This window comes from Hoeflea sp. IMCC20628, from assembly GCF_001011155.1.
Taxonomy (GTDB): domain Bacteria; phylum Pseudomonadota; class Alphaproteobacteria; order Rhizobiales; family Rhizobiaceae; genus Hoeflea.
In genome coordinates, this window is the sequence record NZ_CP011479.1 from 3,000,245 (window position 1) to 3,013,510 (window position 13,266).

The 13,266-nt window shown below is 58.4% G+C and carries 19 protein-coding genes; 6 read left to right on the plus strand and 13 right to left on the minus strand.

Going from position 1 to position 13,266, the window contains the following annotated elements; all coding sequences use genetic code 11:
- The first annotated feature begins 50 nt into the window (after positions 1 to 50).
- Genes IMCC20628_RS14270 through IMCC20628_RS14285 form a run of 4 tightly spaced genes read left to right on the plus strand, consistent with a single transcriptional unit; the run spans position 51 to position 3,962 of the window.
- A complete protein-coding gene (locus tag IMCC20628_RS14270; RefSeq protein ID WP_047032597.1) occupies positions 51 to 1,445 on the plus strand; it encodes a circularly permuted type 2 ATP-grasp protein in 1,395 nt (464 codons plus the stop codon).
- A 2-nt stretch (positions 1,446 to 1,447) separates the two neighbouring features.
- Complete coding sequence (locus tag IMCC20628_RS14275) at positions 1,448 to 2,392, plus strand: alpha-E domain-containing protein (RefSeq protein ID WP_047030767.1); 945 nt, start codon at positions 1,448 to 1,450, stop codon at positions 2,390 to 2,392.
- Positions 2,393 to 2,396: 4 nt separating this feature from the next.
- Positions 2,397 to 3,191 (plus strand): transglutaminase family protein, encoded by a 795-nt coding sequence (locus IMCC20628_RS14280; protein WP_047030768.1) that lies wholly within the window; start codon positions 2,397 to 2,399, stop codon positions 3,189 to 3,191.
- Positions 3,192 to 3,227: 36 nt separating this feature from the next.
- Positions 3,228 to 3,962 (plus strand): proteasome-type protease, encoded by a 735-nt coding sequence (locus IMCC20628_RS14285; protein WP_047030769.1) that lies wholly within the window; start codon positions 3,228 to 3,230, stop codon positions 3,960 to 3,962.
- Between the two features lie 16 nt (positions 3,963 to 3,978).
- Here IMCC20628_RS14285 and ureG read toward each other — a convergent pair whose 3' ends face one another.
- The 10 genes from ureG to IMCC20628_RS24750 form a co-directional block, all read right to left on the minus strand.
- Positions 3,979 to 4,611 (minus strand): urease accessory protein UreG, encoded by a 633-nt coding sequence (gene ureG, locus IMCC20628_RS14290; RefSeq protein WP_047030770.1) that lies wholly within the window; start codon positions 4,609 to 4,611, stop codon positions 3,979 to 3,981.
- Positions 4,608 to 5,267 carry an urease accessory protein UreF gene (locus IMCC20628_RS14295; protein WP_047032598.1) on the minus strand — a complete coding sequence of 220 codons (660 nt, stop codon included), beginning with the start codon at positions 5,265 to 5,267 and terminating at the stop codon, positions 4,608 to 4,610. Before IMCC20628_RS14295 ends, ureG begins: the two co-directional genes overlap by 4 nt.
- A complete protein-coding gene (locus IMCC20628_RS14300; RefSeq protein ID WP_082128144.1) occupies positions 5,264 to 5,482 on the minus strand; it encodes a DUF6434 domain-containing protein in 219 nt (72 codons plus the stop codon). Before IMCC20628_RS14300 ends, IMCC20628_RS14295 begins: the two co-directional genes overlap by 4 nt.
- The gene (locus tag IMCC20628_RS14305) at positions 5,475 to 5,990 is read right to left on the minus strand and encodes an urease accessory protein UreE (RefSeq protein WP_047030771.1); all 516 of its coding nucleotides are present in this window, start codon (positions 5,988 to 5,990) and stop codon (positions 5,475 to 5,477) included. The genes IMCC20628_RS14300 and IMCC20628_RS14305 overlap by 8 nt, the downstream gene beginning before the upstream one ends.
- Positions 5,991 to 6,775: 785 nt before the next feature.
- On the minus strand, positions 6,776 to 7,225 hold the full coding sequence (locus tag IMCC20628_RS14310; protein ID WP_047030772.1) for a host attachment family protein: 450 nt from the start codon (positions 7,223 to 7,225) through the stop codon (positions 6,776 to 6,778).
- Between the two features lie 87 nt (positions 7,226 to 7,312).
- On the minus strand, positions 7,313 to 9,025 hold the full coding sequence (gene ureC / locus IMCC20628_RS14315) for an urease subunit alpha (protein WP_047030773.1): 1,713 nt from the start codon (positions 9,023 to 9,025) through the stop codon (positions 7,313 to 7,315).
- Between the two features lie 56 nt (positions 9,026 to 9,081).
- Positions 9,082 to 9,504, minus strand: coding sequence for a lysozyme inhibitor LprI family protein (locus IMCC20628_RS14320; RefSeq protein ID WP_047030774.1), 423 nt, complete (start codon positions 9,502 to 9,504; stop codon positions 9,082 to 9,084).
- Between the two features lie 12 nt (positions 9,505 to 9,516).
- The gene (locus IMCC20628_RS14325) at positions 9,517 to 9,828 is read right to left on the minus strand and encodes a hypothetical protein (RefSeq protein ID WP_047030775.1); all 312 of its coding nucleotides are present in this window, start codon (positions 9,826 to 9,828) and stop codon (positions 9,517 to 9,519) included.
- Positions 9,828 to 10,133 (minus strand): urease subunit beta, encoded by a 306-nt coding sequence (locus IMCC20628_RS14330; protein ID WP_047030776.1) that lies wholly within the window; start codon positions 10,131 to 10,133, stop codon positions 9,828 to 9,830. The genes IMCC20628_RS14325 and IMCC20628_RS14330 overlap by 1 nt, the downstream gene beginning before the upstream one ends.
- A gap of 10 nt (positions 10,134 to 10,143) precedes the next feature.
- Complete coding sequence (locus IMCC20628_RS24750; protein WP_082128145.1) at positions 10,144 to 10,401, minus strand: DUF1272 domain-containing protein; 258 nt, start codon at positions 10,399 to 10,401, stop codon at positions 10,144 to 10,146.
- A gap of 221 nt (positions 10,402 to 10,622) precedes the next feature.
- Between IMCC20628_RS24750 and IMCC20628_RS14335 the strand changes: the two genes are divergently transcribed.
- Positions 10,623 to 11,156, plus strand: a complete 534-nt coding sequence (locus tag IMCC20628_RS14335; protein WP_047030777.1) for a hypothetical protein — start codon at positions 10,623 to 10,625, stop codon at positions 11,154 to 11,156.
- An 89-nt stretch (positions 11,157 to 11,245) separates the two neighbouring features.
- Here IMCC20628_RS14335 and IMCC20628_RS14340 read toward each other — a convergent pair whose 3' ends face one another.
- From IMCC20628_RS14340 to IMCC20628_RS25145, 3 genes are all read right to left on the minus strand, one after another.
- Positions 11,246 to 11,548 (minus strand): urease subunit gamma, encoded by a 303-nt coding sequence (locus IMCC20628_RS14340; RefSeq protein ID WP_047030778.1) that lies wholly within the window; start codon positions 11,546 to 11,548, stop codon positions 11,246 to 11,248.
- Between the two features lie 10 nt (positions 11,549 to 11,558).
- On the minus strand, positions 11,559 to 12,437 hold the full coding sequence (locus IMCC20628_RS14345) for an urease accessory protein UreD (RefSeq protein ID WP_156174520.1): 879 nt from the start codon (positions 12,435 to 12,437) through the stop codon (positions 11,559 to 11,561).
- A gap of 155 nt (positions 12,438 to 12,592) precedes the next feature.
- Positions 12,593 to 12,874, minus strand: coding sequence for a hypothetical protein (locus tag IMCC20628_RS25145; protein ID WP_156174521.1), 282 nt, complete (start codon positions 12,872 to 12,874; stop codon positions 12,593 to 12,595).
- A 96-nt stretch (positions 12,875 to 12,970) separates the two neighbouring features.
- Between IMCC20628_RS25145 and IMCC20628_RS14350 the strand changes: the two genes are divergently transcribed.
- A complete protein-coding gene (locus IMCC20628_RS14350; protein ID WP_047032600.1) occupies positions 12,971 to 13,240 on the plus strand; it encodes a glycine zipper domain-containing protein in 270 nt (89 codons plus the stop codon).
- Positions 13,241 to 13,266 lie beyond the last annotated feature (26 nt).

A 13,266-nucleotide genomic window follows, 5' to 3' on the forward strand; every position in this document is an offset into this window, starting at 1 on the left:
CGATCTTATATCCTCAAAATGGGAGCGCCAAACACGTGCCTTTCGATGAAATGCTGACAACGGAAAGCCTGCCGCGAGCACCCTACGAGGGGTACTTCAAGTGGCACTCAGAACAGAAACCCTCGGATCTGATAAAAAAGTCCCGAGACGCGGAGAACATCTTCCGCAAGACCGGCATCACCTTTGCCGTTTACGGCAAGGAGGACTCGGCAGAACGGCTCATTCCTTTTGACATCGTGCCGCGGATCATTTCCGGCTCCGAGTGGCGAAAACTGGCGCAGGGAATCGAGCAACGGGTGATGGCGCTCAATGCTTTTCTCGATGACATCTACCACAAGCAGGAAATCATCAAGGCCGGCCGTGTTCCGCGCGCGTTGATCGAACAGAATGATGCGTTCTTGCCCGAAATGATCGGCATGCGCCCTCCCGGTGGCGTCTACACCCACATCATTGGAACCGACATCGTCCGCACTGGCGAAGGCCAGTTCTATGTGCTGGAAGACAATGCACGGACACCGTCGGGCGTTTCCTACATGCTCGAAAACCGCGAAACCATGATGCAGATGTTTCCCGAACTGTTTCACCTCAACAAGGTGAGACCGGTCGAGAACTACCCGAAGCTTCTGCGGCAGAGCCTGGCTGCCCTGGCCCCTCCCGGCTGCACCGGCAAGCCACGGATCGCCGTATTGACACCAGGCATCTTCAATTCCGCCTATTATGAGCATGCCTATCTCGCCGACCAGATGGGTGCCGAACTGGTTGAAGGCTCGGACCTGCGCGTGGTCAACGGCAAGGTGGCGATGCGCACCGTCCAGGGTTATGAGGCAATTGATGTTCTTTACCGCCGGGTCGATGATGATTACCTGGACCCGCTGACGTTCCGGCCCGATTCGACGCTTGGCGTCCCCGGCATCATGGATGTCTATCGCGCCGGCAACATTACAATCGCCAATGCGCCGGGCACGGGGATTGCGGATGACAAGGCGATCTATTCCTACATGCCGGAAATCGTCGAGTTCTACACCGGTCGCAAACCCTTGCTGGAAAATGTGCCGACTTACCGCTGTTCCGAGCCCGACACCCTGAAATATGTGCTGGAAAATCTGGCTGAACTGGTGGTCAAGGAAGTTCATGGATCCGGCGGCTATGGCATGTTGGTGGGACCGGCGGCGAGCAAGCGCGAACTGAGTGAATTTGCGGCCAAGCTCAAATCAAGGCCAAGCAATTACATCGCCCAGCCGACGCTGTCGCTCTCGACCGTGCCGATCCTTACCAAGAAAGGGCTGGCACCTCGGCATGTGGACTTGCGTCCCTATGTTCTGGTTTCCAACAAGGTTCAGATCATTCCCGGCGGCTTGACCCGGGTGGCGCTCAAAGAAGGTTCACTGGTGGTCAATTCCAGCCAGGGAGGCGGCACCAAGGACACTTGGGTGCTGGAGGATTGAACATGCTGGGAAGAACCGCAAACGGCCTGTTTTGGATGTTTCGCTATATCGAGCGCGCGGAAAACACCGCACGCCTGATTGATGCCGGTCTGCGCATGGCGCTGACGCGAATGGATGGGCAAGAGGAAGACTGGGAATCGGTGCTGCGCAGCTCCGGTGTGTTCAACGGCTACAAGCAGGCCAACGAGGAAGTCACCAGCGCCGACGCGGTGAATTACCTGCTGCGCGACAAGTCAAATCCGTCGAGTGTTCTCTCGGCCATCGAATCCGCCCGCAACAATGGCCGGATGGTGCGCACAGCGTTGACGCGCGAGGCCTGGGAAGCAACCAATGAATGCTATCTCGACATCAAGGCGCAGCTGTCGCGGCGGGTGTCGAGCGCCGACATGCCCGGGATCATCGACACCATCAAGCAACGCACCGGCCTGATCCGTGGCGCCTTTCACGGAACCATGCTGCGAACCGAACGCTATAATTTCTCGCGCATCGGCACCTTCATCGAGCGCGCCGACAACACCTCGCGCATTCTCGACGTCAAATATTACGTGCTGCTGCCTGCGAGCTCTTATGTCGGTTCGTCACTGGACAATGTGCAATGGGAATCGATCCTGCGGTCGGTTTCGGCGCACCGCTCCTATGGCTGGGTCTATGATGATGAATACAAGCCTTCAAACATTGCCGATTTTCTGATCCTGAACGGGCGCATGCCGCGCTCGCTGGCCTATTGCTACGACAAGATCAATGCCAACCTGTCCTATCTGGAACGGCAATATGGAAAGCGGACGTCGTGCCACGAGACCGCGGCTGCGACGCAAGGCATGTTGCGGGACCACGAAATCAAGGAAATAATGGATACGGGCCTGCACGAATTTCTCCAGGGTTTCATCAGCCAGAATAGCCGGGTTGCTGCCGAGATCGCCGAAGCCTACCGGTTCTACCAGGACTGATTCCATGCTGCTTAAAATTTCCCATGTGACTGAATATGCTTATGCGCAGCCGGTTCGCTACGCCTTGCAGCGGCTGAGACTGACGCCGCAGGACAGCCCGTTGCAGACGGTCCATTCCTGGTCGATGCAGGTCGAGGGCGGAGCTGTCGAAGCCCAGTATGTCGATCATTTCGGCAATGTGGTCGAACTGGTCAGCGCAAGCCGCGACACCGATGCAATCCGGGTGGTGGCCACCGGTTCGGTTGAAACCTTTGACAAGATCGGTGTATCCGGCCCGCATCGCGGATACATGCCGCTATGGCTGTATCAACGGGAATCGGCGCTGACCAAACCCGGCAAGATGATCCGAGAACTGGCGCGCGGTGTTGCAAAGGGCGAACCGCTCGAGCAACTTCACGGCCTGATGACGTCGCTGCACCAGGCCATGGCCTATGTGCCGGGCGCAACCCAGACCCAGACGATTGCCGAAGACGCTCTCGCCTCGGGAAAAGGCGTGTGTCAGGACCACGCGCAAGCCTTTGTCGCCGCTGCCCGAGTGATGGGATATCCAGCGCGCTATGTCTCAGGCTACCTGATGATGGAAGAAACGCCCGACCAGGCCGCCAGCCACGCATGGGCTGAAGCCCATGTCGACGGGCTGGGCTGGGTCGGATTCGATCCTGCCAACGACATGTCGCCTGATGACCGCTATGTCCATCTGGCTTACGGCCTTGACTACAAGGATGCGGCGCCAATTTCAGGCATCCGCACCGGGACCGGTGAAGAACAGCTTGCAGTCCGCATCACAGTGGAGCAATAGATTCGCCTAACTCATTAACGGGCGGATTCGCTGATCATGACTTATTGCGTCGGACTACGCCTCAACAAGGGCCTCGTGTTCATGTCCGATACACGGACAAATGCGGGCGTCGACAATATTTCGACCTTTCGCAAGATGTACACTTGGTGCGCGCCCGGCGACCGGTTGATGACGATCATGGCGGCCGGCAATCTGGCAACCACCCAGACGGTTGTCAGCATGCTGGAAGAACATTCCAAGGCCGCCGAAGACCGCCAGCCGAGCATCATGAAGGTGCCTTCGATGTTCGAAGTCGCCCGGTTGATCGGCGAGACCGTGCGCGAAGTCATCAAGACCGCATCGGACAATGGACATCAGAGTGAATCCACCTTCAGCGCCACCTTCATTCTTGGAGGCCAGGTCGCCGGCGGCGCGATGCGGATGTTCCTGATCTATCCGGAAGGCAATTTTATCGAAGCCACAGAGGACAATCCGTTCTTCCAGATTGGCGAGCACAAATACGGCAAGCCGATTCTGGTGCGCGCCTATGATCCCGACATGAGCTTCGAGATGGCGACGAAGCTGCTCTATGTCTCGTTCGATTCGACACTGAAATCGAACCTGTCGGTGGGACTGCCGCTAGATCTGCAGTTTTACGAAATCGACAGTTTGACCAAGGGCTACGAGAAGCGCGTGGTGGCCACCGATCCCTACTACAGCAAGATCTCAGACGGATGGTCGGATGCTTTGCGCGCGGCTTTCAACAGCCTGCCGGATTTCACACGCGACTGAACGACGATCTGCAGGATTATTGCGCAGCCGACGCCACGCGCAATCCGCCAGCCTCTGCGATAAAGGCCACCACATCTTCAACGCCTGCGCCGCGGCGCATGTCGGTGAACAGATGCGGGCGCCCCTTGCGGCCTGCTGAGGCGTCGCGTTCCATCACCGAGAGATCAGCTCCGACATGCGGTGCCAGATCCATCTTGTTGATCACCAGAAGATCCGACCGGGTGATCGCCGGCCCGCCCTTGCGCGGGATTTCCTCGCCCTGACACACCGAAATCACATAGATAGTCAGATCGGCCAGGTCGGGCGAAAAGGTGGCCGCGAGATTGTCGCCGCCGGATTCGATGAAGATGATGTCCAGATCAGGATGGCGCTCGTTGAGGGCATCGATGGCGCGCAGATTGAGCGATGCATCCTCGCGGATCGCCGTGTGCGGACATCCGCCGGTTTCCACGCCAATGACCCGGTCGGACGGCAATGCCTGCATCCGCACCAGCGCCTCGGCATCTTCACGCGTGTAGATATCATTGGTGATAACGCCGATCGAGTAGTGCTCGCGCATCGCCTTGCAGAGCTTGTCGGTCAGCGCGGTCTTGCCGGAGCCAACAGGTCCGCCGATGCCGACGCGCAAGGGGCCATTGGATGATGTCATGACAAAAACAACCTGGGTTCGAGGAACTCGTGGTTCATGGAGGCAGTATCGGCAATGAAGGCCGCACCGCCAAGATCGTCCAGTGTCGCAGTCGCCGCGCGTCCGGCGGTCCGCTCAATGACGGGTTCCAGGCCGGCAAGGGCCTTTGCAGCGCCCTCCTGACCGACAACCGACAACCGGATGGCGCATTGCAACTGGTTGGAAACAAACGCGTGCAGATAGGCGCTGACGGTCAGGCGCGGATCAATCCGCTCATGCCCTGCGGCCGCACCGACGGCAACCGGCAACGGCGTGTCCCTGCCCGGCATCATACTGCGCTCCACCCAATGCGACACCGCCGCAATGAAGGATGTGCCCTGATTGATGGTCTCGTTGAGACGTTCCTGTCCGACACACAGAGCCAGGCAGAGACGGGACAACTCGCTGAGCGCCGGGTCATCACCGGTAGAGCGGTGCGCTTCCACAACAATGACGGCGTCGTTCCAAAGTGTGCCTTGGGTAATCTGCACGGCGATCCAGTCTTCGAGCGACGCGCGATCACCGACGTGACCGGCATGGACGGCTTGCTCAAGACCTGCGGAATAGGCGAAACCACCGATCGGAAACACCGGCGACAGCCAGCTCATCAGCCGCAAAAGCGTTGTTGATCCGGTCATTTCGCCGCCTCGCGGCGCTGCCATTCCGCCACCGCATCCTGCATGGTTGATCCCCGATGGGATTTCATCCATGCCATGAATGGCCGATCGAATTTGAAATGATCGCCGATTGCCGTCTTGAAAAAGCGCCGCACATTCTGCGTGTTGCGGTAGTCCGCATCAATCATCGTCTCGTTTGTGATCGGGTCGCTGTGCCAATCCCGCTTTTCAATCATGGCTGTGCCCCTGATGATCAGGCCCGTGTGGATGATCATGCCCGTCATGATGATGACCGGCATGCTCGCCGCCATAGGCACCGCCTTCAGGATCAAATGGCGCCTCGATGTCGGTGACCGACGCGCCAAGGCCGATGAGCATGTCGAGGATTACATGATCGCTTCTGAGCCGAATCGTCTCCGTGGTGATTTCGGCGGCGAGGTGCCTGTTGCCGATTTGCCAGGCAAGCGACAGCAGATGGCGGGCGTCCCTGCCCCTTACCTCCATCAGCGCTTCAGGTTCAGCGCGCACCTCAATGATGCGTCCGTCATCAAGCACCAGCCCATCGCCATGGCGCAACAGCCGCGCCTGTGGCAAATCAAGCAAAAAAGCGATGGTCGATCCGTTGTCCAGCCGGTCCGAGACCATGCGCATCCGGCGGCGATGCCGCGCTGTTTCATCCAGCGTGATAATGGCGGCAGAAATGTCGAAGTCGGTGGTGACTGAGGAGGCGGTCGGCAGGGTCATGCAACTTTCCTCACCATGGTTCCCGTTTTGAAATCTGGCATGGAAAACCTGATCAAACTGGTTTTAGAGACCAAAGCAACCCGGCGGAGAGGGATCAGAAATGACATTTGCATTCAGCATGACCAGCAACGTTGCATCGGTAAAAACCTTGCCGGGTCGATCAACTGGAGAATTGCGTCCCGGTAGCGAGGTGATCATATGGGCAAACCCATACCTCGCCAAGCGATGCCTGATGATTTTACGCAGACAGATTCTTGAGGCGTTGCGCCACCTCTAAACAACAGCCGCGGCTGTTGGATACGGAAGGCAAGTCCACGTTACCATCTACGGCGCTGCCAATGCACGAACGCGGTGCAGGCTGCGTCAGCTAGTCTTACAACTGGTCCATCAAGTTCCGAATAGCCTGTTCACGAGTAGTCCCGCGTGCCCTGAAAGTCGCGTCCGAGGTATGCGAAAGCAGGTTAGCTTGCCTGGCAAAGCTGAAGGAATCGGCGACACCGCTGAAAAAACGGCGAAAGCGGCTATGGTTCTCATTTTTCATGGCGAAACTCCAATGTTGCACCGCAACAATATCTATTTGTTGCGATTCATAAACTGCTTATTCCATAGGGCAACCATGCGTTTAGCGCATAGCTTGCCTTGCGGGCATATGCGCTTAATTGTCCGGCGTCAGCCTGTGCGTCATCGGCCATCGGACCTGAGGCAGCTATCAGCAACCTCAGGCATGGTGTCTCATCTTAAAAAGGTAGAGCGATCCGAGTGCATCCGAATGGACGCACGGTGCATTATCCAAACAGCATTTTTTCGATATCACGCACCGGGTGACGGGTGAGATCCTTGGCCTCTTCCGCGACAATCCTGTCGGATACGGCTTTTGTCATAGACTTGCGTAACTCACCCAGCACCACCGGCGGCGCAACGACGATCAGTTGGTTGAAACGGTCGGCCTGTGCATTTTTCTCCAGCACCGCTGCGACCTCATGGGCAAATTCATGCTTGGCCAAACGATGCCAGTCGGTTTCCTGCACGGCGCTGCGGTGCGCGCTGCCCATGCCATCGGACAAGCGGCCCGGCCGATCCACGCCCTGAGCTGCAGTTTTCGGGTTTGGCTGCTCGAAAGCATTGAACACCCGCAATGCCGGCTTGTCCGGTGTGCCGGAATTTTCCAGAAACAGCGCTTTCTCGCCATCGGCAACCACGACCCAACCCTTGTGCTTCAATCTGATACCGGACATTGAACTCTCCAATTTGATCTGTGAACACTCCATTTAACCGCATATCGCGGCATTATGGCTTGACCGGGATCAAGGCGGCAAAAGAGATCAAAACAGGAAGTATCTTTGCGCCATCGGCAGCACGGTGGCGGGTTCGCAGGTCAACAATTCGCCATCGGCGCGAACTTCGTAGGTCTCGGGATCGACCTCGATATGCGGCAGGGCGTCATTGAGCATCATCGAGGTTTTGGAAATGCCGCCACGGGTGTTTTCGACGGCCTCCATCTGCTTGGCGGTGCCGAGTTTGTGCGCCAGACCATCCTCGATCGCTGCCTGGCTGACAAAAGTGACTGACGAATTGGTCCGCGCCTTGCCGTAAGCACCGAACATATAGCGGTAATGGACAGGCTGCGGCGTCGGGATCGAGGCATTGGGATCGCCCATGGGCGCAGCGACAATCATGCCGCCCAACAGCACCATGTCGGGTTTAACGCCAAAAAACGCCGGGTTCCACATCACCAGATCGGCGCGCTTGCCGACCTCGATTGAACCGATGTGCCGGGAAATGCCCTGGGCGATGGCCGGATTGATGGTGTATTTGGCAATATAGCGGCGAACGCGGAAATTGTCGTTGTCGCCGGTTTCCTGCGGCAGAGGCCCGCGCTGGCGTTTCATCTTGTCGGCGGTCTGCCAGGTGCGGATGATGACTTCGCCTACGCGGCCCATGGCCTGGGAATCCGACGCTATGATCGAGAATGCGCCGATGTCGTGCAGGATGTCTTCGGCCGCAATGGTTTCCTTGCGGATGCGGCTTTCGGCAAAGGCGATATCCTCGGGGATGGCGCTGTCGAGATGGTGGCAGACCATCAGCATATCCAAATGTTCGGCGATGGTGTTGACCGTGTAGGGCCGGGTCGGGTTTGTCGATGACGGGATGACGTTTTTCAGACCGCAAACCTTGATGATGTCCGGCGCATGGCCACCGCCGGCGCCTTCGGTGTGGAAGGCGTGAATGGTGCGGCCCTTGATCGCGTCGACGGTGCTTTCGACAAAGCCGCTCTCATTGAGCGTGTCTGTGTGGATCATCACCTGCACGTCATACTGGTCGGCGACGGACAGGCAATTGTCGATGGCTGCCGGCGTCGTGCCCCAGTCCTCATGCAGCTTGAGCGCGCAGGCGCCGCCCAAAATCATTTCCTCAAGTGCGCCGGGCAGCGAGGCGTTGCCCTTGCCGGCGAAGGCCAGGTTCATCGGGAAGGCGTCGGCGCTTTCGATCATCCGAGCCAGATGCCAGGGACCGGGCGTGCAGGTGGTGGCGAGCGTGCCGTGGGCAGGACCGGTACCGCCGCCGAGCATGGTGGTCACCCCGCTCATCAGCGCTTCCTCGATCTGCTGCGGGCAGATGAAATGGATATGGCTGTCAAAGCCGCCGGCTGTGAGGATCTTGCCTTCTGCGGCGATCACCTCGGTGCCGGGGCCGACAATGATGTCTACGCCGGGCTGCATGTCGGGATTGCCGGCCTTGCCGATGGCGGCGATGCGGCCGTCCTTCAATCCGATATCGGCTTTGAAGATGCCAGTGTGATCGACCACCAGCGCATTGGTGATGACGGTATCCACCGCACCATCGGCGCGGGTAACCTGGCTTTGGCCCATGCCGTCGCGGATCACCTTGCCGCCGCCGAACTTGACCTCCTCGCCATAGGTGGTGAAGTCTTTCTCCACCTCGATGAACAGTTCTGTGTCGGCCAGCCGGACCTTGTCGCCCACGGTCGGACCATACATTGCGGCATAGGCGGCGCGGGAGATTTTTGCGGGCATGGGTGATCCTCGTTGCGTTCAAACACTCACATAATCAGCAAGCAAAAAACGGGCCATTATCGCTCATCGATCGCCTGGCGGAGTTGGTAGATGCGCTCCCGGGTGATCTGCGCCAAACAGAGACTACCGGCCATTGACTGGCCGGTACCGCCGAAGAACGAATAGGATTGATATTCACACTCGGCGTCGCGGAATTTCAGCCAGGCCCGCTGCGCCGTCAACAGTGCTTCATATGTCGTCGGCACTCCCATCGACTTGGCCTGCTCGGCAACATATTCGTCTCTTTCCTTCGCTGCCGCCGCCACTTCCGGCCACAGCGCGTTAAGCTCATTATCAGCCTTTTCATAATCGACACCGGCGCAATAGGTCATTTCCACCTGAAATTGCGGATCTATGCAATCAGGCAACTCGTCGGCAAGCGCGGGACTGCCCCAGAGCAGGCCTGCGATAGAAAGTGATAAAAAATAAGTCCGAAACATATTAGTTTCCCTTCAAGGTAAAACCCGCTTCGACAGCCGCTTGCGGTTTGCGCGCGCCTTGGTAGTGAGGGATTTGGTGGCAGCCGAAAAGACTTCATCCATTCGTCCGCCTTGCATCGCCACTGTGGTCGCCGCTGATGCGGCCTTGGCGAAGGCGGGTTGCTTTTCCGACATCATGCGATCGTTTTCAGACTTTTCCACTGGCCAGATGCCAGCCATGCCCATCATCCGCATGGTGACGACGGCATGAGTTTCAAATGCCAGTGCGCTCAACTCGGCGCTGGAGCGCCAGATATTGAATGGATCCGACTTGCGCGGCGCCATCAGAGCTTGCCCATGATCTGTTGACGAAAACCATAGACCGTTCGTCCACCCGACAAAGGCACGAGCGTCACATCGCGTTCCTGACCCGGTTCGAACCGGACGGCGGTGCCCGCAGCAATATCGAGCCTTTGACCTCGTGCCATATCGCGGTCAAAGCGCAAGGCAGGATTGGTTTCAAAAAAATGGTAGTGGCTACCGACCTGGACCGGACGGTCGCCGGTGTTGGCCACCTTCAACGTCGCCGTGGCGGCACCGCTGTTGAGTTCAATGTCGCCATCCGGCGTGATGATTTCACCTGGGATCATGAGCAGCTTCCTATGCAATTCGTTTCTGTGCGCAAACCGGCTTGTCCGAGTGAACGCGGAGTTTGGACGGTGGATATTTTTCAAGCAACCGCACGGGACGCTCCGGGCGGCGGACAAATTCACCACCGCAATTGGGACACGCGCCTTGTAGCACACCGCTGACGCAATCGCGGCAAAAGGTGCATTCAAAACTGCAGATCATTGCATCGGCGCTGTCGGGCGGCAGATCCCGATCACAACATTCGCAATTTGGTCGAAGCTCAAGCACTGCTCATTCCCCTTTATTCACCGGATCATTTACCCGGTTCCCATATCTGGGGAGCCTGGTCAGCAAATAAGGCAACATATCAGATTCAGGGCACTTTCCAGTCATGAAATGCCCACGAAATGACCTTGGATCGGAACGCAACCAACTGGACGCGACACCGTTCTTCCTCTGCCACGCGCCAAGATGCGGGTGGAAAATGAAACTGCAGAAGGAACTACACCATGAAACGCATGACCAAGATTCTTACCGCAGCCATGATGACGTCGACGCTTGTTGCAGCCCCGGCCCTTGCGGGCTCGCTGGGCGCTGACGCCGGCGTCAGCATCGGAGCCGACAGTGGATCGAACAGCGGTTCGGCGGACACCTCCATCGGCATCGACGCAGACACCAAGGATGGCAACGCCAAACTGGGACTGGATACAGCTGCAAACGCCACAACCGGAACCCAGGCTGGCACCAGTCAGGGCGAGATCCTCTCGGCAATCAGCGGCAACGCCGGCGCCACGTCCGACATCAATGCGATGACGGATGCGAGCAACCTCACAGTGGTCAATGTCGGATCGACGGCGGACGCTTCTGCCGCGGAAATCGATCAGGCCGTGAGCCAGAACCAGGCAGCTATCTCGGAGCTGCGCACGTCCATCCAGGCCAATGCCGACGTGTGGAACAAGCTCGAAGCCAAGGGCGTTCGATTGGCGAGCGTTGTCGCCGCCAAGACCAGCGCAGACGGCTCGCTGACCGTTTTCGTACGCTAACTCCGTCGCGGAGTGACAGAGGCGCGGGCTTCGGCTCGCGCCTCTTTTGTGCACGCAATCCACGATCATGGAGCGCGCCGATACCATCCCTAGCGGATCGGCTCATGGACGGTGACCAGTTTGGTTCCGTCGGGAAATGTCGCTTCCACCTGAATGTCGTGGATCATCTCGGCGATGCCCTCCATCACCTGAGCGCGGGTGATCACATGGGCGCCGGCTTCCATCAGTTCGGACACAGGACGACCGTCACGAGCGCCTTCGACGACAAAATCGGTGATCAACGCAATGGCTTCGGGATGATTGAGCTTGACGCCCCGCTCCAGCCGTTTGCGCGCAACGATGGCTGCCATGGCGATGAGCAGCTTGTCTTTTTCCCTTGGTGTCAGGTTCATGGCGTCTCTTTCATATCGACCAGACTTTCGGCACGCCGCCCAATGGATTGAGCAGGTGGATCAACGGTACAAGAACTTTGCGCAATTCATAGCTGTCCTTGGCAACAACCCGAGCAAGAAGCTTGCCAGTCTCAGCCATTCCGGGTCCTCCGGGTCGGCGGGCACCGATGTAGCTGACGCCGCCCGATTGTGAGATGATAGTGCGAGCCGAATTCAGCCGGGCTTCGGCATCGGGCGCCACCAAAAGCAGCGTCGCCATGGCCAGCCCGCCATTAGCAACCGCGGTCCGGCCCAGCGCGCTGGCAATATCCGGACCGAGACGCATGTCTTCGGCATGCAGCAGCTGTCCGTCGAGGCGGATGCGCCAGCGATCGCGGAACAGGCCTTCAGTGACCGCTTCGTTCATCGCCAACCGTCCGAACACCACCGGCTCCAGCATCAGCAGGCGCGACCCGGCCACCATGTCCACGTCAATTGTACGCGCCAGCCGCGCCCGATCGAACAGGATGGTTTCCTGCGGCAGCCAGGCCAGCGAGCTTGAGGGGTTAAGCTTGAGTTTCACCGAGACACGAGCCTCGCTCAGACCATGCGCCTTGTAGGTCTTTTCGCAAGCCTGCGTCGCGAGCGTCATCGACGCGCCCTCTCCTGCCTCGAAAGACCATTCCATGCGATCGCCGCCGGTCAGGCCGCCCGCCGTGTTGATCAGCACGGCCTCAAGTGGAGAACCCTGCGGCACCCGCGGGACACGGATGCGGGCAGCACCTTCCTGGAAAAGCCGGTCGATGCGGCTCTGACCAGATGTCAGCTTGACGGAAAGACGCCCGCCACCCTGCGTGCGTTGCATGGGCACGCTGGATTGCGGCGCAGGAAGAGGAAACATGGAAGTCATCAGCACTCATCGGGTTGCCTGCAGATCATCGGAAAAGCCTCGCCCGGGCGCAAGGAGTTTCCGATCATGACCAGTTGAATTTACTGCATGACGGAAGAGCCTGACCAACCAGCAGGCAACATGCCCAATGATTGGGCATGTTGCCTGCTTGCAGATTAACGGCAAAACCGCACCGTTCGGCCTTGATGAGACAGAAAGGCTTGGTCGCGAGAGAATCCATTCATGTGGCGTTCAGGTGAAAGGGTGCAAAAACCCAGCGTTGACGCCGCGAGGAATGCCGTCAAGCCGGTCAATAATAATTCGGCATCTGAAATGAAACCAATCCCGCGGTGCCACGTTGTATGGCTGAACACGCTTAGTTTAGACCCGAAAGGACTGACCATGTTGATTTCAACGCTTGCACTTGCGATGAGCATCGCCATGATGGTGTCAGCCATCGTTATTCTGTACAATGAAACCTTGGCCCGGAAGCAGCCGCCCTCGTTTGAGTGAAACTGCCTCCGTTTTGTAGCCGCATTCAAATGGAGCCTTCGATGACCAGACTCATTCTTTCCACACTTGCAGCTGTCGCTCTTCTTGCCGCAGCTGGTTGCTCGACAACTGAAAAACGGGCTGGTACCGGCGCAGTTGTTGGCGCTGGGACAGGCGCGCTGATCGCAGCGGCTACAGGCAGCAGCGGACGTGGTGTGGCAACCGGTGCCCTGATTGGCGGAGCCGCAGGCGCGCTGATCGGCGCAGCGACTACCCCGGGTATGTGCCGTTACCGTGACAGCTATGGCCGCATCTACGAAGCACGCTGCTGATATCAGATTGCCTTGAAGCGAAGTCT

Bases quoted from the DNA above. Each gene is read 5' to 3' on its own strand.
- IMCC20628_RS14270 (WP_047032597.1), top strand. From the start codon at position 51: ATGCTGACAACGGAAAGCCTGCCGCGAGCACCCTACGAGGGGTACTTC.
- IMCC20628_RS14275 (WP_047030767.1), top strand. From the start codon at position 1,448: ATGCTGGGAAGAACCGCAAACGGCCTGTTTTGGATGTTTCGCTATATC.
- IMCC20628_RS14280 (WP_047030768.1), top strand. From the start codon at position 2,397: ATGCTGCTTAAAATTTCCCATGTGACTGAATATGCTTATGCGCAGCCG.
- IMCC20628_RS14285 (WP_047030769.1), top strand. From the start codon at position 3,228: ATGACTTATTGCGTCGGACTACGCCTCAACAAGGGCCTCGTGTTCATG.
- ureG (WP_047030770.1), bottom strand. From the start codon at position 4,611: ATGACATCATCCAATGGCCCCTTGCGCGTCGGCATCGGCGGACCTGTT.
- IMCC20628_RS14295 (WP_047032598.1), bottom strand. From the start codon at position 5,267: ATGACCGGATCAACAACGCTTTTGCGGCTGATGAGCTGGCTGTCGCCG.
- IMCC20628_RS14300 (WP_082128144.1), bottom strand. From the start codon at position 5,482: ATGATTGAAAAGCGGGATTGGCACAGCGACCCGATCACAAACGAGACG.
- IMCC20628_RS14305 (WP_047030771.1), bottom strand. From the start codon at position 5,990: ATGACCCTGCCGACCGCCTCCTCAGTCACCACCGACTTCGACATTTCT.
- IMCC20628_RS14310 (WP_047030772.1), bottom strand. From the start codon at position 7,225: ATGTCCGGTATCAGATTGAAGCACAAGGGTTGGGTCGTGGTTGCCGAT.
- ureC (WP_047030773.1), bottom strand. From the start codon at position 9,025: ATGCCCGCAAAAATCTCCCGCGCCGCCTATGCCGCAATGTATGGTCCG.
- IMCC20628_RS14320 (WP_047030774.1), bottom strand. From the start codon at position 9,504: ATGTTTCGGACTTATTTTTTATCACTTTCTATCGCAGGCCTGCTCTGG.
- IMCC20628_RS14325 (WP_047030775.1), bottom strand. From the start codon at position 9,828: ATGGCGCCGCGCAAGTCGGATCCATTCAATATCTGGCGCTCCAGCGCC.
- IMCC20628_RS14330 (WP_047030776.1), bottom strand. From the start codon at position 10,133: ATGATCCCAGGTGAAATCATCACGCCGGATGGCGACATTGAACTCAAC.
- IMCC20628_RS14335 (WP_047030777.1), top strand. From the start codon at position 10,623: ATGAAACGCATGACCAAGATTCTTACCGCAGCCATGATGACGTCGACG.
- IMCC20628_RS14340 (WP_047030778.1), bottom strand. From the start codon at position 11,548: ATGAACCTGACACCAAGGGAAAAAGACAAGCTGCTCATCGCCATGGCA.
- IMCC20628_RS14345 (WP_156174520.1), bottom strand. From the start codon at position 12,437: ATGACTTCCATGTTTCCTCTTCCTGCGCCGCAATCCAGCGTGCCCATG.
- IMCC20628_RS25145 (WP_156174521.1), bottom strand. From the start codon at position 12,874: ATGGCTGACACCATCATGGCGATGCTCATCGCAAGTGCAAGCGTTGAA.
- IMCC20628_RS14350 (WP_047032600.1), top strand. From the start codon at position 12,971: ATGACCAGACTCATTCTTTCCACACTTGCAGCTGTCGCTCTTCTTGCC.